Source organism: Erysipelothrix sp. HDW6C (assembly GCF_011299615.1).
Lineage (GTDB): Bacteria > Bacillota_I > Bacilli_A > Erysipelotrichales > Erysipelotrichaceae > Erysipelothrix.
This window is the reverse complement of the sequence record NZ_CP049861.1, coordinates 1,285,724-1,305,020: the sequence shown is the minus strand read 5'-3', so window position 1 is coordinate 1,305,020 and position 19,297 is coordinate 1,285,724. Positions and strand designations below refer to the sequence as shown.

Below are 19,297 nucleotides of genomic sequence, written 5' to 3'. Positions count from 1 at the left end.
AATGTAGTTTGTTTATTTTGGGTTAAGAACGTAACCAATCACACTTATTTTGACACCGCGCAATTCACTTTTGCACAAAAAAAAGAATCTTCCGAAGAAGATCCCTAAATATATCTCTAACGATCAATAATCATTTGTTCGTAGGCAATAAAATCGTAGCCCAAACGTTTGTAGAGTTTCTTTGCACTCTCATTTGATGGTGCAACTTCAAGACGGAAACGTTTCACTTCTGGGAACATTTCAATAAGACTATTCAATGTCTTACTTCCAATGCCCTTTCCTTGAAAACCATCTTCAACACTGAGTTCTTCAACCCACAGTGACAGTCCACCAACTTCAGTCGAATACATCATTGAGCATAGCACATAGCCACAAACATAACCTTCTTCGTAAATAAACCATCCGAAGGCGGAATCGTGATTCACGATATAATCAAAATTTCGTTCAAATATCGCAACATCGGGTGCCGTAAAACTTGCTGGGCCACTGTGAAATTTTGTGGCGAGCGTAATATACCCTTCCAAATCCTGGGGTGTAAATTCTTGTAGTTTCATAGTTCCTCCATTACTTACGCAAAGCGTAACATACAATACCTGTTGCGATTGCAACATTGAGTGATTCAAATTGCGATGTTTCAATCTTTACGGTACCATTCGATGCTTGAACAACACTGTCGGAAACACCATTTCCTTCTGAACCCATTACAATTGCTAATTTGGGAGCATCCAGGGAAGCAAGTCCCACAGTATCGTTGCCCAGATAAGTACTGTAAACACGAACGCCATCACTTTGTAACTCTTTAATCATCTCGACAAGATTTCCGCGCAAAACCGGAATATGAAATAACGCCCCCTGTGTTGCTCGAATAACTTTGTCGTTATACTCGTCAACACAAGACTCTGATAAATACAGGGCATCAAAACCAAAACTGTGGGCAGTACGAATCATTGTCCCAAGATTTCCAGGGTCCTGAATTCCATCACAAAGAAGATAACGTGATCCTTTTACGTGTTTGTAATCTGGTTTTCGTACCAATCCGAAAACAGTTGAACCAGACTTTGTTGTTGAGAGCTTTTCAGCAATATGTTCGGTAATTTCAAAATCATAATCCGTCCCGATACCAATACTCTTTTCAAGAAGTCCCGATGCTTTTGCTTCTTGCAGAAGGTGTTCTCCTTCAACAAGAAACATACCACTGGCATCGCGATTCTTTTTTGAGCCCAGTTTTACAAGCATCTTAATTGTATCGTTTTGTAGCGATGTTATTCTCATACTTATCCCTTTAAAACCGATTCACAACGTGGACATAGGCCGTCTGTATTTACAGTCGTTACAACATTCCAGCAACGCGAACATGTGTGACCTTCTGTCTTTTGGACACCCACTCTATATCCTGAAACTTCAGGAAGGTCTTCGTTTGTGAATTTAACATCAGAAACAATAAACCATTGGGCAAGATGTTCACCAAGAATTGCTTGAACTTTATCACCAAAGCCAGATTCGAGGTTTAAATGAACTTCAGCCTCCAACGATTTTCCAATTGTTTTCTCAGCACGTTTTTCTTCCAATGCTTTAAACACAGATTCACGCAATTTGAAGAGTTCGTTCATGTCTGCTTTTTCTTGGACACTTACAATCTCATCCTGAGGTGCCACAAATTTTGTCAGATGGATGCTGCCTTGGTTTGGTTTGAAGATTGCGTACATTTCCTCGCTTGTATGAACCAAGATTGGTGACAAGAGTTTGAGGAAGATATCTAAAGTATGATAGATAACCGTTTGAATCTCGCGACGACTGCGTGCATCTGATTTCTCAATATAAAGGATGTCTTTCGTATAATCGAGATAGTACGATGACATTGTATTAATAAGGGAATTCAAGACTGCAGTTGTTGCTTTTTGATAGTCGTATTGTGCGTATGATTTTTGTGCTTCAGCATTGATGCGCACTGCATCGTTAAGGACATATCGGTTGAGGAGTGAAAGTTCTTCAATCGCAATACCATCACGTTCAATATCAAAATCTGCCAAGTTTCCATGCATAAATCGGAATGTGTTTCGAATTTTTCGGTAGGATTCGCTGACTTGTTTCAAGAGATCTTGAGACATCGTAATGTCTGAGTGATAGTCTACACTCGCAACCCACAGACGAAGAATATCCGCACCAAGTGTGCTTGTGATTTCATTAGGACTGAGTCCATTTGATTTTGACTTACTCATTTTCTCGCCACCATCTAATTTGATGAAGCCGTGTGTAATAACGTTTTTATACGGCGCAATACCGTAGAGCGCAACTGAAATGATAAGTGATGAGTTAAACCATCCGCGATATTGGTCAGCCCCCTCTGCATATGCATCCACCGGAAGTGGTGTTTCCTTGTGGTTTAATGCTGCTGTGTGTGATGACCCGGAATCAAACCATACATCCATGATATCTTTTTCCTTGGTAAATTCACCATTTGGTGAATTCGGATGTGTATAGCCGTCTGGAAGGAGGTCTTTGGCTTCTTTTTCAAACCAAATGTTTGAACCAAATTCATCAAAAAGATCTGCTACATGATCAAACACTTTCGCATCAATGATTGGTGTTCCATCTTCAGCATAGAAAATTGGAATCGGCACACCCCACGCACGTTGGCGTGAAATGGTCCAATCACCACGATCAGCGATCATGTTGTGCATGCGCTTTTCACCCCATGCAGGGTACCATGTGACACTTGCAATTTCATCAAGAATTTGTTGACGAATGCCATCAATCGATGCAAACCATTGTGTGGTTGCACGATAAATAATTGGTTTCTTAGTGCGCCAGTCATGAGCATAACTATGCGTAATCCAACCCATCTTTAAGAGTGCTTGTTCTTCTTCCAAACGAAGTGTAACTTCTTTATTCGCCTTTTCAAAGAACATTCCCGCAAATTCACCGGTTTTCTCGTTTAAATGACCTTGTGCATCAACCGGTCCAATTGGTTTGATTCCGTATTTTGCGCAAACATCAAAGTCTTCCGCTCCATGGTCAGGTGCCGTATGGACACACCCTGTACCCGCTTCATCCGTAACGTGATCACCATTTAAAACAGGAGATACACGATCATACAACGGGTGTTTGTAGGTAACATATTCAATTTCCGAACCCATAAACGATTTCAGGATGCCTTCGTTTTCAAGTTCAAGTTCTTTGAGTGCATTCTCCATAAGGGACTTCATTAAAACAAGATTCCCCTTAGCGGTCTTAACAAGAACATATTCCATATTCGCATTCACTGAGATTGCTAAGTTTGCAGGAATTGTCCATGGTGTCGTTGTCCAAATGACCAAACGGTCACCAGCATCAAGAACCCCTTTGCCATCTACAACATCAAATGCAATAAAGATAGCGGGGTCTTTACGATCATAGTATTCAATTTCAGCTTCTGCCAATGCAGTTTCGCTGGATGGTGACCAATAGACTGGTTTTAGTCCCTTATAGATCATACCTTTGAGAGCCATTTGCGCAAAAACACGAATTTGAGTTGCTTCATAGTCTTTATTTAAGGTGATGTATGGATTTTTATAGTCACCAATTTTACCCAATGATTTAAAATCTTTCATTTGAATTGCAACTTGCTCGCGTGCATACTTCTCACATAAAGCACGGAACTCATGCAACGGGATTGACTTGCGATCAACACCTAATTTTTGAATTGCCGTTTCGATTGGCAAGCCATGTGTATCCCATCCCGGACGGAATGGCGTTCTAAATCCTGCCATGTGTTTTGTACGTACCAATAAATCTTTTTGAATTCCATTCAACGCATGTCCCAAATGGATGTTACCATTTGCATAGGGAGGACCATCGTGCAACACAAAAAGGGGTGCGCCTTCTTCCTCACGAACCTTTAGCATTGCTTCATAGAGATTTTCTTCATCCCATTGTTGTTGGATCAGGGGTTCTTTTTTATTAAGATTCCCGCGCATTTCAAAATCTGTTTTGGGTAATAATAGTGTATCTTTGTAATCCATATCTTTCCTCCTAAATAATAAAAAGACGTCCTAATAAGGACGTCTTAAACGTGGTACCACCTTAATTCACATACAGTGTATGTGCACTTAAATGCGTTAACGCCGCCCACGTGTTTTCTACTCGATTCAAAAACAAGCTCACAAGTGATATCAATACAGGTCCCTCTTCATTTTCACCAACCATGAAGTCTCTAGAATGGATTGCTATTTTGATGTGTCTTGGTCATCGCTATATAAGTTCAAATTTGGAGCATCCGGCAATTCTAGACCGTCGATTGCTTCCTCTAAATCTTTAATTCTAAATTTCAATTCATCTCGGAGCTCATTTGACTCGTTTGAGATTCGTGCAATTTCTACAAGAACCTGACGCGAAGTCGACATTGCTTCACGGACAATCATATCAGCGTTTGAGCGGGCATTATCAATGATTGAGTTTGCTTCGCGAAGTGCCAATCGTGACATTTCTTCAGCTGCTCGTTCTCGAACTGCTATTTCACCTACCAATTGCTGGTAGCGTTTCTTGATTATATCACGTTGTTCTTGAAGTGTCTCGACTTGTTTCTTAAAGATTTGCATTTGTTTTTGCATCACTTTATTCTCATGCTCTAAATCATTAACGACTTGATCCACTTCAAAGCGATCATAGCCCTGACGCATAATACGAAATTCGTGTTTGTTTGACATCATTTCTCCTTATTAGGAATCAAGGTCTTCCAGGTTCATGCTAATTTCCCCTTGTACCCCAATTGTACGTGGTGTACAGAGAATGACGTTATGTCCAATCTTTTGGATTGTGCCATCTAGCGCAAACACTACCCCAGTAAGGAAATCAATGGTGCGTTGTGCATAATCACGTTGTAAACGGTGAAGATTAACAACTGCAGCACGTTTTTCTTTTAGATAACGTGCAACTTCTTCCGATTCCTCAAATGAGCGAGGCTCAAAAAGTACCATCTTTGTATCGGTTGGAAGCTTGGATGCTGATTTGGAACCTGATGTTTCATAATCACTCAAACTTTCTGCCTCCTCGTCGGAGAACTCAAGATACTCATCTTCTACTGGTGTTAAAATATTTTTTAATTTGTCTTTAAAGCTCATGCCTAAACCTCCGTTTTGATTATTATACCACAAATAAGTGGGAATTAATCATTTTCTCTTTCAACTTCAAGTAACCCATAATCACCGTCAAGACGCTTGTAAACAACTGCAATTTCGTTGGTTTCATCATCGGTATAAATAAAGAATGTGTGTCCCAACATTTCCATGTCTAATACTGCGTCATTAAGGTTCATTGATTCTGCGACAACTGTCTTTGTACGAACCAATTGTGCTTCATCAGCTGCTTCCGGTTTTGCTTCGTAATCATCAATCATCGATACGAATGCTTGTGATAAACCTTCGCGGTTACGTTTTGAGAGACGTGTTTTGTGACGACGAATTTGATCTTCAAGTTTATGAACAACTTTATCCAAAGCTGCATAGAAATCTTCGTTCATCACTTCTGCACGTAGTGGGCTAAATTTCGAAGTAATCGTAACTTCTACTTTGGCTCCAGCTGGATATGTATTAACGACAACATTTGCACGCCATGAATCATCAATTTCGAAATACTTGTGTAAGAACTCAAGTTTGTCTTCAACTGCTGCATGCATTGCGTCTGTAATTTCTACATTTTTTCCATGGATATTGATTAACATAATAAAACCCTCCCTATTATTTGTTGTAAATTGAATTGTAAAACTTCATTTTGATGCCAACAGGTCGCCCTGTATCGTACTGACAATCATTTAAGATTTCGTCAAAGTTAACGGCATCGCCCAGCAAGGCATCATCGAATCGATCGAGTAAGAGTAACCCCAATTTAATGGAATAATCATACAAGTCAACAAACGATAGTGTTGATGTGTCGTTGATGTCTGTTGGATTTGACCATACATCGTGTTTTAAGTTCAAAACATCGTATTCTGCGTCAATGTTTGCATTGACGATATGACTTGATAATGCCCAAGGCTCCAAGAACTTATTTTCGTAGGCTTTAATTGCCGATGTCTTGACGTTATGGGGATCATACAGAAATCCTAATGCTTTTTTGAATGAAGCAATTGCTTCATCAATAACTTCTGGTTCGGTATCAATGTGAAATACACGAGCCAACATCATTTGATAAAACGATGCAATAACACGGCGTTCACTCGCAGATACATCCACGAAGCGTATAGCCTTCAAACTGTTCATATCGCGTTTCTTAACATAGGTAATCATAAGTGCGTCTATCATTGATTCGTAACGATAGTGCCAAAACTTTGTAGCTCCAGCAATTTCACCACTTCTATAGAAGATAAAAGGGTGTGCTAATGAATCAAGTGACCAGTGTAAGAAATGACCCGCAAGATAAGAAATCAAAATATCTTGGCGTTCTGGGTCTTTCATATCCCCTACAAATCTCACCGCTTCCCTAAAGAAGTCATTGATGTGAGTTTCGTGCACCGCATTTCCGTAGCCAGCGACGTGTTTATTCAGCTTTTGGTCTTGCCAAGGCAGAACTTTGTAGTAGAACAAAATGTCCGGTCCATTACTCCCAAGCAAGTACGCTTTCGGATGTTTCTCAATCGCTTTTTGAACCGCTGACATCTCAAGTTTATTATAAACATCGAGAGCCATCAGTCCATGTGTTATGACATTTGGTATGACGGCCACCTCCTTTAACATATTGTAACAAATTACGCTTAAGACTTCACGTATTTAACGCACTTTTCATAATCAACAAATTCAAGATTCAGCGCTTTGGCAACTGCTCTATTTGTGACTTGTGCTCCGAAGGTATTTAAACCGTCTTTTAAGTGGACATCTGACATAATGGCATCATGCAAACCAAGGTTGGCAATTTTTAAGCCATACGGTAACGTTGCATTACCTAATGCGTATGTTGATGTTTTTGGAACAGCCCCTGGCATGTTCGTAACGCAGTAATGCACAATTCCTTCTTCGATAAAAATCGGATCAACATGTGATGTCGGACGACTTGTTTCGAAGCATCCTCCCTGATCAATGGCAACATCGATTAAAACAGTACCTTTACCCATGAGGGCAAGATGCTCACGGCGAACAATCTTGGGTGCTTTATCTCCGGGAATCAAAACACTCCCAACAACAATATCTGCGCGCATTAGTTCCGCTCTAAGATTTGTTTCATCACTATAGATTGTTGAAATTTGTCCATTGAATACATCTTCAAGATAAGCAAGTCTATTGAGATCACGATCCAAGACGCTTACAGTCGCTCCTGTTCCAAGTGCAGTTTTAACAGCACTTGTCCCAACAACACCTGCTCCGATGATGACAACATGACCGCCACGAACCCCGGGGACTCCTGATAGCAGAATTCCTTTTCCACCATAGTGGCCTTCAAGGTATTTCTCGCCTTCTTGAATTGATAAGCGTCCGGCAACTTCAGACATGGGACGTAGCAAGGGCAAGCGTCCGTTTGCATCTGTTACGGTTTCATAGGCAACTGCACTGATGCGTTTTTCTAACAAGACTGATGCCAATGGTTTGTTATCTGCAAGATGGAAATAGGTGAAAATAATCGAATCCGGTTTCATCAAATCGTATTCAGATGCCATTGGTTCCTTGACCTTTATCATCATTTCGGCCAAATCCCACACCGCTTTCGCATCATCCAACACTGTCGCTCCAGCATCGCGATATTCTTGATTATTGAATCCACTTCCGATTCCTAAGTCACGTTCAACAAAAACACTGTGACCCGCATTTACATATTCAAAGACGTGTGAAGGCATCAAGCCAACACGATTCTCAGCGTTCTTAACTTCTTTTACGCATCCAATTATCATTAGAAGACCTCCTTGATATGAGCCAGCAAGTCTTGTCGACTTCCGCGCCAGTCAAATGTCATTTCTCCTCCACGGTGAATTAAATTATCATCAATCAACCACGCATCCATACCTAAAGATTTTGCCATCATATCTTCTTGAACATCATTTCCAATCATGACACATTCTTTTGGATCAAGATTGTTGATGCGCATGATTTCTTGATAGTAGCTTGGATTGGGCTTGCAAAAGTGATCAACTTCAAAACGCGTCACATAGTCAAAATCTTCAGGTGTAAAGCCAGCCCATAGAATACGTTTATCAGTAGCCATTTTAGGGAACATTGGGTTTGTTGCAAGAATAACTTTGTGTCCCTTTTCTTTCAAATAACGAACGGCTTCAACAACATTATCATCAATAAATGTAATATCTTTAACAACATCAAAGCCCGTACTGTAATAATCATCCAAGACTGCTAACAGTTTATCTGATGTTTCTTTTCCAACAAGTTTATCAAACTCGCCATAGAACACTTCTTCATTTGTTTTTGTATCATCATTACTTTGAACCATAACCGCCGAGGCTTGCCATAGACTTTCTGCCATTTTACGTGGTTCTAAAATGTCTTTTACAAAAGATGTAATTGACGTAATATAACTCGTTTCAAATTCCTTGTTATCCAACGGTAATAGTGTGCCGTCTAAATCAAATAAAATAGTTTTTTTCATATATAAAACCTCCCACTGATAAAAAGTATAACACATGTGAATGCGGGTTAAAACTTCTGTTCAAACAACGCCTGTCTAATTGCCCTTTTGCGATATCTTTGTTATAATCGATAAGAAAGCGAGGTGGTACCATGGAAGTTCAAAGTTGCAGTTTTACAGAGAATAGTGAGCGATCAATTGATGACGATCCCTTGGGGACCACAACCGAGGCAATCGTATCTTAAATTCGTTCATACTTTAAGTATGAAAGGAGTTAGGTTATGGCTAACACAAAAAACGAATTATTAAAAACACTGCAATTACCACAAGATGAGCTCTTTGAAAGTCTTAACACTGTGGAAACAGGTTATACTCAAGCAATTGCAGAAGAAAAATTGGAGGAGTTTGGTCCAAATCAAATTTCACCAAGTAAGAAGCGTCATCCGATTATCGGATTTGTTAATGTTTTAATCAATCCATTTAACTTAGTACTCATGGTGGTTATTGCAATCACTTTTGTAACTGACATTCTACTCACACAACAACGTGACTATCTCACAATTACAATATTGTCCGTTATTGTTATTATTTCAACACTTATATCATTCATTCAAGATGAGCGTTCGAGTGCCGCAAGTGAGAAACTGCTGCACATGGTATCGAATACAACTGCAGCCTTGCGTGATGGTGCTTTTATTGAAATCCCGATTGATCAATTAGTTGTCGGTGATATCGTTCGATTATCTGCAGGTGATATTGTTCCTGCTGATATGCGCGTTATTTCAGCAAAGGATTTATTCTTATCGCAAGCAACTCTCACAGGAGAATCCCAACCTATTGAAAAATTTGTCAGCTTCAATGATGAAGAGACATCCAATGAAGCCGATTATTCTAACCTTTGTCTAATGGGGACAAACGTAGTATCTGGAACAGCACGTGCGGTCGTTATTCGTACTGGTGATGACACTTACCTCGGTAAGATGAGCACAAGCTTAAAGGAAACACGTCGCCCAAATAGTTTTGAAAATAGCATTTCAACAATCAGTAGACTCTTAATGAGATTGATGATTATCATGCTTCCAATCATTATTGTCATTAATGGACTATTTAAAAAAGACTTCATTGATGCACTACTCTTTGCATTAACGGTCGCTGTTGGTTTAACACCTGAGATGCTCCCTGTTGTATTAAGCAGTGGGCTTGCACGGGGTGCAATCAACATGGCGAAACATCAAACTATTGTTAAGTCACAAAGTTCAATTTCTTCGTTTGGAGAAATGGATGTCCTTTGTACAGACAAAACCGGAACCATTACTCAAGATGATATCATTCTTGAGCGCTACATGAACGTTACCGGTGAAGATGACATGCGCGTATTACGCCATGCTTTCTTAAATTCACAATTCCAAAGTGGGCTCAAGAATCTTATTGATCTTGCAATTATTGAACGCGCAAACATGTATAACATGGGTGACTTAATTCACTACTACACAGTTGTAGATGAAATTCCGTTCGACTTTGCACGACGACGTATGAGTGTTATTCTTGAAGACTCCAATGACAAACGCCAATTAATTACCAAAGGTGCTGTCGAAGAAATCATGAGTCTTTGTAAGTATATTGATCGTGATGGCGAAGCAATCTTACTAACCGATGAAATCCGCGCTGAAGCGATGGATGTTTACTCACAACACAATCATGACGGACTCCGTATGATTGCTGTTGCACAAAAAAATGATGTTCCTACAGATCATGAGTTTAGCGTTGAAGATGAAAAGGACCTCGTTCTTATCGGATTTATTGGATTCCTTGACCCACCTAAAGAAAGTGCAAAACCAACCATTGAAAGCCTCAACCGCCATGGCGTTGACGTTGTCGTTATTACAGGAGATAGCCTTGGTGTAGCCAAGAAAGTCTGTAGTAAGGTTGGCATTGATACTGAAGTTACCTATATGGGTGATGATATTGAGGCCATGACTGATAAAGAACTTGGTGAAGCAGTCAAACACTGCCATCTCTTTGCAAAAATATCACCAAGTCAAAAGCAACGAATTGTTAAAGCATTCCAAGATAATCACCATACCGTAGGTTTCATGGGCGATGGTATCAATGATGCCCTTGCTCTCAAACAAGCAGATGTTGGAATTTCCGTAGATACAGCGGTTGATATCGCTAAAGAGTCTGCTGATATCATTCTCTTGAAGAAAGACTTAAGTGTTCTTGAAGAAGGTGTCCTCGAAGGACGTAAGACAATCGTCAACATGGTTAAGTACCTTGAGATGGCGGTAAGTGGCAACGTCGGTAATATGATTTCTGTTATTGTCGCAAGTATCTTCTTACCCTTCTTACCACTGCTTCCTGTTCATATCTTGGTACAGAATCTCTTGAGTGACCTGGCTCAAACCGGTATTCCATTTGATAACTGTACACCTGAAGAACTCGAAAAACCACGTAAGCTCGAAACGAAGTCACTGGTTCGATTCATGTCAATATTTGGACCCTTAAGTTCCATATTTGATATTGCCTGTTTCCTTGTACTCTACTTTGTATTCAATGTACGTACTGTAGAACAACAAACATTATTCCATACATTCTGGTTCGCATTTGGTATTATGTCACAAGCATTAATCATCTTTGTGATCCGTTCCAAAAAACCACTCTCACGAAAGAATCCACCATCATTCACATTGGTATTAGTAACTGTAGTCGCTATTGCAATTACATTACTGTTTGTACTTACACCGATGGCTGCTTCAATCGAATTGCAAATGTTACAACCTGTACATATTGCATGGGTATTTGGAATCATTGCCATGTACTTAATGACAACCACAATTGTGAAGAAATTTGTATATACACCGTTAGACTAAGTAGCAAGGGGAACCATTACGGTTCCCCTTTTATCTTGCACAAAAAAGAGAACCTTTATGGGGTTCTCTTTCTAATCTAGCGTGGCTGAAGGATCGTCCAAACGGCCAAAGCATTCAGGAATAAAATGAATGCTAACAAGATAATAAGGCTTTTCTTTCGTGATCCGCGCGGATCATTTTCATAATCAAATCGGAAAAGAATTGAAATTCCAATAACCAATCGATTCAGTATTTGTTCCATGGTTTCCCCTTTTAGTCGAGTTGTTCTAACACAACTTTTAATTGACGTTTGTATTCATCAAGTTTTGCTTTTTCTTCATCAACTTTCGCAGCTGGTGCCTTTACAATAAAGTTTTGATTGCTTAGCATTTTCTCAGCACGATTAATCTCGTTTTCTAGACGTGTTTTCTCTGAGGATAATTTCTCAATTAGTGCTGCTTTATCCACTAATTCTTCCTTAACCAAACGGATGGATCCCCCTTTGATTGGTTGAATGAGCGCATCCGCACTAAGTTCGCTCAACGTTACTTTTGCCATTGTCTCAAACATCTTCGCTAACACATCACTCATGGCGTACGTTTGATTGTGCGCGTCAATTAGTTGTGCGCGTAATGGTTTCGATGGTTTCACATCGTAACTTACGCGTGTTTCACGAACAGCAAGAATTGCTGCAATCATGAAGTCAACTTGCTCAAGTCCTTCAGTATCCACTGCAAACTCAATTGGCCACGACTCTTTATTAATGGTTTCAATTGAATCGGGTAGACTGAGATAGATTTCTTCAGTTACAAATGGCATAAATGGATGGAGTGTAATCACAATATTCTTGAGAATGTAGTGCAATGTCGCCTTTGTAGCATACACAACCGTTTCATCCTCACTTTGAAGTCCTGACTTGCTTAACTCAATATACCAGTTACAGAAGTCATCCCAAACAAATCGCGTTAAAGTATTCCCAACAAGCGCGTATTCATATTTATCCATATTACGATTTACTTCTTCAAGTGTTTGGTTGAACTTATGAATAATATGACGGTCAACTTGCGATAGTGATGCGTTGTTAATATCAAAGTGATCATCACCAATGTGCATTTTAACAAATCGTGATGCATTCCAAATCTTGTTGATAAAATTCCAAGATGCCTCAACTTTTTCAGGAATATAGCGCATATCTTGACCCGGTGTCGAATTGGTAGTCAGAAAGAAACGCAGCGCATCCACACCGTATTCTTCAATAACGTCCATTGGATCAACACCATTACCCAATGACTTACTCATTTTCAAACCATTTTCATCACGAATAAGGCCATGCATTAACACATGTTTAAATGGGCTCTTTCCTGTGAAATGACGACCTTGAAATGCCATACGTGCAACCCAGAAGAAAATAATATCATAACCTGTAACCATGAGACTGTTTGGATAGTATCGTTCAAAATCTTCGGTTTCCTCTGGCCATCCTAATGTTGAAAATGGCCATAGAGCTGATGAGAACCATGTATCGAGAACATCCTCGTCTTGTTGCCAATTCTCACTATCGACCGGGGCTTCAAGACCAACATAAGTCTGCCCTGTTTCCTTATGGAACCATGCAGGAATACGATGTCCCCACCATAACTGACGTGAAATAGTCCAATCTTCAATTTTTTCTAGCCATTGTGTAAATGTGTGGTTGAAGCGTTCTGGGTAGAATACGATTGCATCATCCCCTTTTTGAGCCTCAAGAACATCCGCAGCGAGGGGTTTCATCTTAACAAACCATTGTTCTGACAAATAGGGTTCAACAATAACACCCGTACGTTCGGAGTGTCCTACGGAGTGAACATGTTTTTCAATAGATATGAGTTTACCTTGCTCGCGAATATATTCAACTAGCGCCTTACGTGCTTCAAAACGCTCCATACCTTCAAATTTATGGGCAAGAGCATTCATCGTTCCATCCGGATTCATACAAATTGGCATTTCAAGATTATGGCGTTTTCCAATTTCATAGTCATTGGGATCATGAGCAGGTGTACATTTCATTACCCCAGTTCCAAACTCTATGTCAATATAGTCATCGGCAATAATTGGTAATGCTTCCCCATTTGCTGGATTAATTGCATGTTTTCCAATGAGATGTTGATAGCGTGTGTCGTCGGGATGGACAACAATGCAAACATCACCGAACATCGTTTCCGGACGTGTTGTTGCTACCGCAAGCTTCTCACCTGTCTCTTCCACAGTATACTCAAATGTATAGAAGTTTCCTTCAATCTCAAGATGATCAACCTCAATATTTGATAAAGCAGTTTGTGCTTGTACATCCCAGTTGATGATACGGTAACCACGGTAGATTAAGCCTTCATTGTAAAGATCAACAAATACTTTATTGACGGCATCATTGAGCCCTTGATCCAATGTGAATCGTTCACGACTGTAATCCACTGAAATTCCAATTTTTTCCCATTGATCGCGAATATGTCCAGCATATTCTTCTTTCCATTCCCATGACTTTTCAAGGAACCCATCACGTCCTAAATCATAGCGCGAAATTCCCTGTTCACGTAAACGTTCATCAACTTTGGCTTGCGTTGCGATTCCAGCATGATCCATCCCCGGTAGATACAAGGCATCTTTTCCTAAAAGACGTTGGTAACGTATCGCAATATCTTGTAAGGTATTATCCCAAGCATGACCTAAGTGAAGTTTACCTGTAACATTGGGAGGTGGGATTACAATTGAATAAGGCTGTTTGTTTTTATCCCCTGCTGTAAAATACCCTTTTTCAACCCACTTTTGATATTTATCTTTTTCAACCTCAAGATGGTTGTATTTTTGTGCTAGTTCTTTTGTCATAATGTTCTCCTATTTAAACTCTTCATCTAAAATACTATAAATTAATAAATCAACATAGCGATTCTCTAATTTTGTGACGCGTCGGGTTGTGCCTTCATAAACAAACCCTTGTTTAATCGCGACTTTTCGAGAGCCCACATTATCTGCGTGATGGCGAAGCACCATGCGTCTCACACCAAAATCGTTGAACGCAAACTTTAAGACAGCGCGAGCCGCCTCCGACATTATCCCTTTGCCCCAATATGATTTGTTGAGAATATAACCCATCTCATAGGTTTCATCGCCGGCAACCTTCCAAAAATCACAGGTTCCAATCATTTTGCCGCTGTCCTTAAGTACAATGGCAAATGATTCAGGGCTTTCGTTTTCGGGACGTTTCATAAATATCTCGCGTATTGCATACTCACTGTCCTGAATACTTTGGTGAGCATCAAACGAGAGATAGTATGTTGTCTCAGCATCTGAAGCATATTCATACATGTCGGCTGCATCGCTAGGATTGAGTGCTCGCAATAAGAGTCGATTTGTTTCAATTTCTGGTATATGATAACGTGACATAAGTTTGCCTCCTTCTTCTAAAAAATAAAAAAACATCATCCATAAAGGACGATGTTAATCGTGGTACCACCTTAGTTTATTTCTCAATTGAGAAACCTCTAGATTCTGTTAACGCCAGATTACGAACTATCTTACTTCGTGTTTCAGATAATTATCTTCCATGTGACATTCTCTTTTGTAATGATTGCTTCACACCACCCAGCAACTCTCTTTGCATTAATCCAAGATACTATTCATGGTCATCGATTTTTTTCATTATAACAATACCGTCTCTGATAGTCAATCACAACTTAGTGTGTCTCTTGATGTAAATCATAGGTAAGTATGATTACTTCAATCCCACCCCGCACTTCAATAAGTTGGCTCTCATCCTTCGTTAGATAATCAAATGAATGTGGGGTGCGATCATCAAATTGAATCCGCGTATTTTCAACGCCATCATCCGTAAGTGTCGACATGGTTAACTCGTTCACATTGGATACTTGAATCAATGAATTTTCATCGATACGCATTTGATTGCCCAATGCTATCGGACGGCGTTCAAGTTTCAACATCTTACCATGCTTAAAATTGTAAATATAGTAGTTCCCATAGGGATCTGATCCATCGTTTCGGTCAAAGAAAACACCTTTTTCTCCAACAAAATCGTAATTATAGACATCCTTCAATTCCAGTGTTTGGTGTTTATTTTCAGCAATATAATGCAATGTTGTGTAGTTTTGTCCCCATCTTGAGGTAACAAACGAAATGGGAGATCCAAATTGGGAAAAACTTGGACTGCGGACTTCTTCACGCTCGTCTTGGGTCTCATAAACATTTTCAATAAAATCAAGTGTGTGAAAACTTCGTACGAAATGTTTTGGAAATTGAGCATCCCCATCTACAACGTTCTCCAACGACTCGAACGTATAATAAATACGATCCCCCTGCTTCGAAAACACATTTGTATCTGCGAATGTTTGAGAGAATCCTTTTTCAAGAATCACAGTCTCGCCACTCTCTTTTACATAGCGAATTTCAAAGGGTACTTGATTTTCATCCAAATCATTGATTGGCAGATAAACTTGCATAATGATGTCCTTATCCAAGACAAGATAATCCCCTACGCGACTGCCATCATTCAATGATTTCAGAATACGGATTTCATGTGATTGGAGATCAATTGCAAGTATATTTACGGTAAGCAATTCATACTCTGACCCAAGCTGCCATTGTTGTTGGGTCAGATAAAGCGTATCGCCATCAATTGCTTTGATTGTGTAATAGTAGACATCATTACCAAACATCTGCTGAAGCGCCTCAGTATAGTCATGCGCTCTACTAAACTTCGCATTAATTTCTATTTCATTAACATTTGCTGGATAGACACGACCATCCGTACACGCAGTTCCAAGTAACACAACACTTAAGAGAATCACTATTAATTTGAGAGAACGCGATTTTTTCATGCAACCTGCCTCCACAAGAAGAAATAAAAAAAGACACATAGAAGCGTCTTAACTACTGTTATATTATCATATTTTTGTCAATTTTTCAAGACTGATTTTTCCTATCAAACTGGTGTATAACTTATGTACAGTGAGGTAAATACATGGAAAAACACAACATCTTGGACATTACACGTTTTAGCGCTTTGGATCTCGACTCGATAAATACGGAACTGAGACCCTATGGTTTTCGAATTTCTGATGAAGACTTAGTGTACCTTGAACATGAGCGTAGTCGCTCTCTCGATCGGTACGAACTTGTTGACTTCAGTTTAGCGATTCTTGACGATGCAATCGCTAAACTGATGAACGCTCCTTACTTAAATCAACAAACATTTGTTAAGGCAACCGCCCATTTTGTAGATGCCTTTTATTACACAAGAGCACACTCGAAACTGCGACTCGATGATCCCTCATTGGTTGAACTAATGTATACCTGTTACATGCAAAATTTTGGAATCTTCGATAGGTCTTTCCATACATCAATACTAAAAACATTATCTAAGGCGGTGAGTGAATGACTTCAATTCGAAGATTCTATACATTCCAGTCTTTCTTTGAAACGCACCCGCCATTACAAAAACAACTCATGTTTGAATTTCAAGAGATCATTGAGGCAATGATTCGCCAATACAATCACAACCTCAGTACGGTTATTTCAAGACAACTCTATTTCGAATTTAAAGAATCAGTCTACTACGTTCTTGATCATGGGTTCAGAAACTACGATGCGATTCATCTTAATACAGTCAATATTTGCCGGCAGATTTACTCTCAAGGATGGGACATCATTCACGAAGATCTTAGAGAAATCTCAAACATACTCTCATACTTGCATCAACATCCTCTCCCACTTGATAACGAACGATTCAACAACATTATCGCAGAACAACTTCCCGGATTTCTTGAGGCCTACGATGTCCGTTTTGGTGCAATCTTTTGCGAGTACGACCTTGACTATCCACTGATTGATGGTATTCCAATGGACCACAACATGTATGATTTAACCGGAAGCGATTTGGTGCTCGAATATGCAAAGCGATATTTAATTGAGTATGATTTTCTATTGCATCAAAATGAAAAAGAATTGAATTTCTTTATTCACACTTACGAACAGGCAAAAGGAATCGCTACAATTTATCTGGGACTCAACTACGTTGATATTCTTTTGACACAAATGATACTTAATACAATGCAATTTTCAAGACCCGCCAATTTATTAGAAACACTGAATTCAGCAGATTTCGATAGTTTGGTTGAATCATCTAATCCACAGAGAATCCTTGAGAGCGAACTGATTCAACTAACACGAGTGTATGGGGATTACTTTCACCGTATTCAACCATTTCTATGGGCACGTATTAAAATTGCCATCAAGAACAATTCTTTTCATGACTTGTATATATCAACACCTTCAGAGAGTGAGTCCTTCACATTCCACGATAAGAAGGCACTCAGTGATGATGAATTCAAAAATCTCATCAGCCAACTCCAACAGTGCTCATCCCCACAACAGCAAATTGATTTACTGTTTCGCAGTTCCCTTTCGCTTCGTGACCTCATGGATGTTTTAGATCATGACGTGTTCTTTTCTGATGGTGTCCTTTATGATTGTTTTCATCATTTAGATCCTCATGTTATTGGCTACATGGTGTATCTAATTTGGCCGACAATGTTTGTATTCAATCAAACACCTACAAAAACAGATTTTCGTCGCGACGACACCGTCCTTTCCCCTTGGCAACATACTTTCCAAAGATACATCGTACACCTCAATGCTGAAATGTTTCGTAATCGTGTTGCAATTGCAAAAGGATTTCGTTCAATTCACACTGAGTGGAATGAATGACCTTTCATTGTAAGCCGTTCTTCCATGATGTATAATAGATGAAGAAAAAGAGATGGTGAAGGTAACAAATGAAAAAGTTAAAATACATGATGCAACGCATCTTAAAAATGGATTACGGTCGCATGTGGGAAACCGCAAAAGAAGTTCATAAGAGAACCGGTAAGAATACACTTCTTGTCCTCATCGATATCATCAAAACAGGACTCAAGTATCAAGCCGGATATGTTGACTACCTCGACTTTGAATTGTACAACGTACCTGAAAGTAAACGCGGAACGTTTGTTACACGCGGTGTCAATAATGCCTACGTTGCAAAATTCAACAGTAAAGAAAAATGGGACACTTTGGATAACAAGGTAAACTTTTTGAAATTCTTCGATGGCTATCACGGCCGTGGTTGGATGGATTTGGAGGCTTCTACTTACGAAGACTTTGATGCCTTCCTTAAAAAATACAAACGCATTGCCGCAAAGCCAGTAGACGGCATTTGCGGGCATGGTATTGACTTTTATGACTACGAAGAAGGTATGGACACCCGCAAGGTGTTTGACACGCTGATGGCGAACCAACAGTATCTGGCAGAGGAATACTTAATCCAAAACAAAGACGTATCGGTACTTCACCCAATGTCAGTCAATACAATCCGTGTTGTGACCATACAAAAAGATGGCAACATCCGTATCCCCTTTGTCTGTATCCGTGTAGGGAATGGTAAAAGCGTTGATAACCTTAACAGCGGTGGATTTGCAGCCCGCGTTAATATTGAAACAGGTATTGTAGAAACTCCAGGCGTTGGTAAATACAACCGCGTTGCTGAAACACATCCTATTACTGGTGTTAAGTTTGAAGGTTTTAAAATCCCAATGTTTGACCAAGTTATTGAACTTGCGAAAACCGCCGCACTTCACATTCCTGAATTAGGGATTGTAGGTTGGGATATTGCGATTCTTGAAGATCGTCCTGTTATTGTTGAAGGAAACCAATTCCCAGGTCATGATATCTATCAGTCACCTGCTTTCTTGGGACCCGAACAAATTGGCGTAAAACCGCTCTTTGATAAATTAATCAAAGAACTTGAAGCTTAATTATTACGAAACACATATCACTACGATATGTGTTTTTTTCATAAAAAAGTGTTCCATTATTAGTGGAAC

The 19,297-nt window shown here is 39.6% G+C and carries 17 protein-coding genes and 2 other annotated features; of the genes, 4 read left to right on the top strand and 13 right to left on the bottom strand.

Annotation, left to right across the window (positions count from 1 at the left end):
- Positions 1–116: 116 nt before the first annotated feature.
- From G7062_RS06220 to G7062_RS06180, 9 genes are all read right to left on the bottom strand, one after another.
- The gene (locus G7062_RS06220; protein WP_166065057.1) at positions 117–554 is read right to left on the bottom strand and encodes an N-acetyltransferase; all 438 of its coding nucleotides are present in this window, start codon (positions 552–554) and stop codon (positions 117–119) included.
- Positions 555–564: 10 nt separating this feature from the next.
- Positions 565–1,272: an RNA methyltransferase gene (locus G7062_RS06215; protein WP_166065055.1), complete on the bottom strand. Its 708-nt coding sequence runs from the start codon at positions 1,270–1,272 to the stop codon at positions 565–567.
- A 2-nt stretch (positions 1,273–1,274) separates the two neighbouring features.
- Entirely contained in the window at positions 1,275–4,001 is a 2,727-nt protein-coding gene (gene ileS, locus G7062_RS06210) for an isoleucine--tRNA ligase (RefSeq protein ID WP_166065054.1), read from the bottom strand.
- Between the two features lie 32 nt (positions 4,002–4,033).
- Positions 4,034–4,237 (bottom strand) — a binding site (T-box leader).
- Positions 4,206–4,685 (bottom strand): DivIVA domain-containing protein, encoded by a 480-nt coding sequence (locus G7062_RS06205; RefSeq protein ID WP_166065053.1) that lies wholly within the window; start codon positions 4,683–4,685, stop codon positions 4,206–4,208. Its footprint overlaps the feature before it by 32 nt.
- 12 nt (positions 4,686–4,697) lie before the next feature.
- The gene (locus G7062_RS06200; protein ID WP_166065052.1) at positions 4,698–5,099 is read right to left on the bottom strand and encodes a cell division protein SepF; all 402 of its coding nucleotides are present in this window, start codon (positions 5,097–5,099) and stop codon (positions 4,698–4,700) included.
- 44 nt (positions 5,100–5,143) lie between these two features.
- Positions 5,144–5,698, bottom strand: a complete 555-nt coding sequence (gene hpf, locus G7062_RS06195) for a ribosome hibernation-promoting factor, HPF/YfiA family (RefSeq protein WP_166065051.1) — start codon at positions 5,696–5,698, stop codon at positions 5,144–5,146.
- A 16-nt stretch (positions 5,699–5,714) separates the two neighbouring features.
- The gene (locus tag G7062_RS06190; protein ID WP_240915928.1) at positions 5,715–6,662 is read right to left on the bottom strand and encodes a zinc dependent phospholipase C family protein; all 948 of its coding nucleotides are present in this window, start codon (positions 6,660–6,662) and stop codon (positions 5,715–5,717) included.
- A 65-nt stretch (positions 6,663–6,727) separates the two neighbouring features.
- On the bottom strand, positions 6,728–7,855 hold the full coding sequence (ald, locus tag G7062_RS06185) for an alanine dehydrogenase (protein ID WP_166065050.1): 1,128 nt from the start codon (positions 7,853–7,855) through the stop codon (positions 6,728–6,730).
- Positions 7,855–8,562, bottom strand: coding sequence for an HAD family hydrolase (locus G7062_RS06180; protein WP_166065049.1), 708 nt, complete (start codon positions 8,560–8,562; stop codon positions 7,855–7,857). The genes ald and G7062_RS06180 overlap by 1 nt, the downstream gene beginning before the upstream one ends.
- A gap of 260 nt (positions 8,563–8,822) precedes the next feature.
- Here G7062_RS06180 and mgtA point away from each other — a divergent pair, with 260 nt between their 5' ends.
- Positions 8,823–11,411 (top strand): magnesium-translocating P-type ATPase, encoded by a 2,589-nt coding sequence (mgtA, locus tag G7062_RS06175; RefSeq protein WP_166065048.1) that lies wholly within the window; start codon positions 8,823–8,825, stop codon positions 11,409–11,411.
- 76 nt (positions 11,412–11,487) lie between these two features.
- On the opposite strand, the gene G7062_RS06170 is transcribed toward mgtA, so the two are convergent.
- From G7062_RS06170 to G7062_RS06155, 4 genes are all read right to left on the bottom strand, one after another.
- The gene (locus tag G7062_RS06170) at positions 11,488–11,652 is read right to left on the bottom strand and encodes a hypothetical protein (RefSeq protein WP_166065047.1); all 165 of its coding nucleotides are present in this window, start codon (positions 11,650–11,652) and stop codon (positions 11,488–11,490) included.
- Between the two features lie 11 nt (positions 11,653–11,663).
- Positions 11,664–14,249, bottom strand: a complete 2,586-nt coding sequence (locus G7062_RS06165) for a valine--tRNA ligase (protein WP_166065046.1) — start codon at positions 14,247–14,249, stop codon at positions 11,664–11,666.
- Between the two features lie 9 nt (positions 14,250–14,258).
- Entirely contained in the window at positions 14,259–14,807 is a 549-nt protein-coding gene (locus G7062_RS06160) for a GNAT family N-acetyltransferase (RefSeq protein ID WP_166065045.1), read from the bottom strand.
- Positions 14,808–14,848: 41 nt separating this feature from the next.
- Positions 14,849–15,059: a binding site (T-box leader), on the bottom strand.
- 38 nt (positions 15,060–15,097) lie between these two features.
- On the bottom strand, positions 15,098–16,255 hold the full coding sequence (locus tag G7062_RS06155; protein ID WP_166065044.1) for a hypothetical protein: 1,158 nt from the start codon (positions 16,253–16,255) through the stop codon (positions 15,098–15,100).
- A gap of 143 nt (positions 16,256–16,398) precedes the next feature.
- Between G7062_RS06155 and G7062_RS06150 the strand changes: the two genes are divergently transcribed.
- The 3 genes from G7062_RS06150 (at position 16,399) to G7062_RS06140 (ending at position 19,228) form a co-directional block, all read left to right on the top strand.
- A complete protein-coding gene (locus G7062_RS06150; protein ID WP_166065043.1) occupies positions 16,399–16,815 on the top strand; it encodes a DUF6323 family protein in 417 nt (138 codons plus the stop codon).
- Entirely contained in the window at positions 16,812–18,143 is a 1,332-nt protein-coding gene (locus tag G7062_RS06145) for a DUF6179 domain-containing protein (RefSeq protein ID WP_166065042.1), read from the top strand. The genes G7062_RS06150 and G7062_RS06145 overlap by 4 nt, the downstream gene beginning before the upstream one ends.
- A gap of 68 nt (positions 18,144–18,211) precedes the next feature.
- Entirely contained in the window at positions 18,212–19,228 is a 1,017-nt protein-coding gene (locus tag G7062_RS06140; RefSeq protein WP_166065041.1) for a sugar-transfer associated ATP-grasp domain-containing protein, read from the top strand.
- The last annotated feature ends 69 nt before the right edge of the window (positions 19,229–19,297 follow it).

What these genes read in the sequence shown, in the direction of transcription:
- hpf (WP_166065051.1), bottom strand. Translation starts at nt 5,698, where the DNA reads ATGTTAATCAATATCCATGGAAAAAATGTAGAAATTACAGACGCAATG.
- G7062_RS06145 (WP_166065042.1), top strand. Translation starts at nt 16,812, where the DNA reads ATGACTTCAATTCGAAGATTCTATACATTCCAGTCTTTCTTTGAAACG.
- G7062_RS06160 (WP_166065045.1), bottom strand. Translation starts at nt 14,807, where the DNA reads ATGTCACGTTATCATATACCAGAAATTGAAACAAATCGACTCTTATTG.
- G7062_RS06140 (WP_166065041.1), top strand. Translation starts at nt 18,212, where the DNA reads ATGAAAAAGTTAAAATACATGATGCAACGCATCTTAAAAATGGATTAC.
- ald (WP_166065050.1), bottom strand. Translation starts at nt 7,855, where the DNA reads ATGATAATTGGATGCGTAAAAGAAGTTAAGAACGCTGAGAATCGTGTT.
- G7062_RS06200 (WP_166065052.1), bottom strand. Translation starts at nt 5,099, where the DNA reads ATGAGCTTTAAAGACAAATTAAAAAATATTTTAACACCAGTAGAAGAT.
- G7062_RS06215 (WP_166065055.1), bottom strand. Translation starts at nt 1,272, where the DNA reads ATGAGAATAACATCGCTACAAAACGATACAATTAAGATGCTTGTAAAA.
- ileS (WP_166065054.1), bottom strand. Translation starts at nt 4,001, where the DNA reads ATGGATTACAAAGATACACTATTATTACCCAAAACAGATTTTGAAATG.
- G7062_RS06190 (WP_240915928.1), bottom strand. Translation starts at nt 6,662, where the DNA reads ATGGCTCTCGATGTTTATAATAAACTTGAGATGTCAGCGGTTCAAAAA.
- G7062_RS06205 (WP_166065053.1), bottom strand. Translation starts at nt 4,685, where the DNA reads ATGTCAAACAAACACGAATTTCGTATTATGCGTCAGGGCTATGATCGC.
- G7062_RS06155 (WP_166065044.1), bottom strand. Translation starts at nt 16,255, where the DNA reads ATGAAAAAATCGCGTTCTCTCAAATTAATAGTGATTCTCTTAAGTGTT.
- G7062_RS06165 (WP_166065046.1), bottom strand. Translation starts at nt 14,249, where the DNA reads ATGACAAAAGAACTAGCACAAAAATACAACCATCTTGAGGTTGAAAAA.
- G7062_RS06180 (WP_166065049.1), bottom strand. Translation starts at nt 8,562, where the DNA reads ATGAAAAAAACTATTTTATTTGATTTAGACGGCACACTATTACCGTTG.
- G7062_RS06170 (WP_166065047.1), bottom strand. Translation starts at nt 11,652, where the DNA reads ATGGAACAAATACTGAATCGATTGGTTATTGGAATTTCAATTCTTTTC.
- G7062_RS06220 (WP_166065057.1), bottom strand. Translation starts at nt 554, where the DNA reads ATGAAACTACAAGAATTTACACCCCAGGATTTGGAAGGGTATATTACG.
- G7062_RS06150 (WP_166065043.1), top strand. Translation starts at nt 16,399, where the DNA reads ATGGAAAAACACAACATCTTGGACATTACACGTTTTAGCGCTTTGGAT.
- mgtA (WP_166065048.1), top strand. Translation starts at nt 8,823, where the DNA reads ATGGCTAACACAAAAAACGAATTATTAAAAACACTGCAATTACCACAA.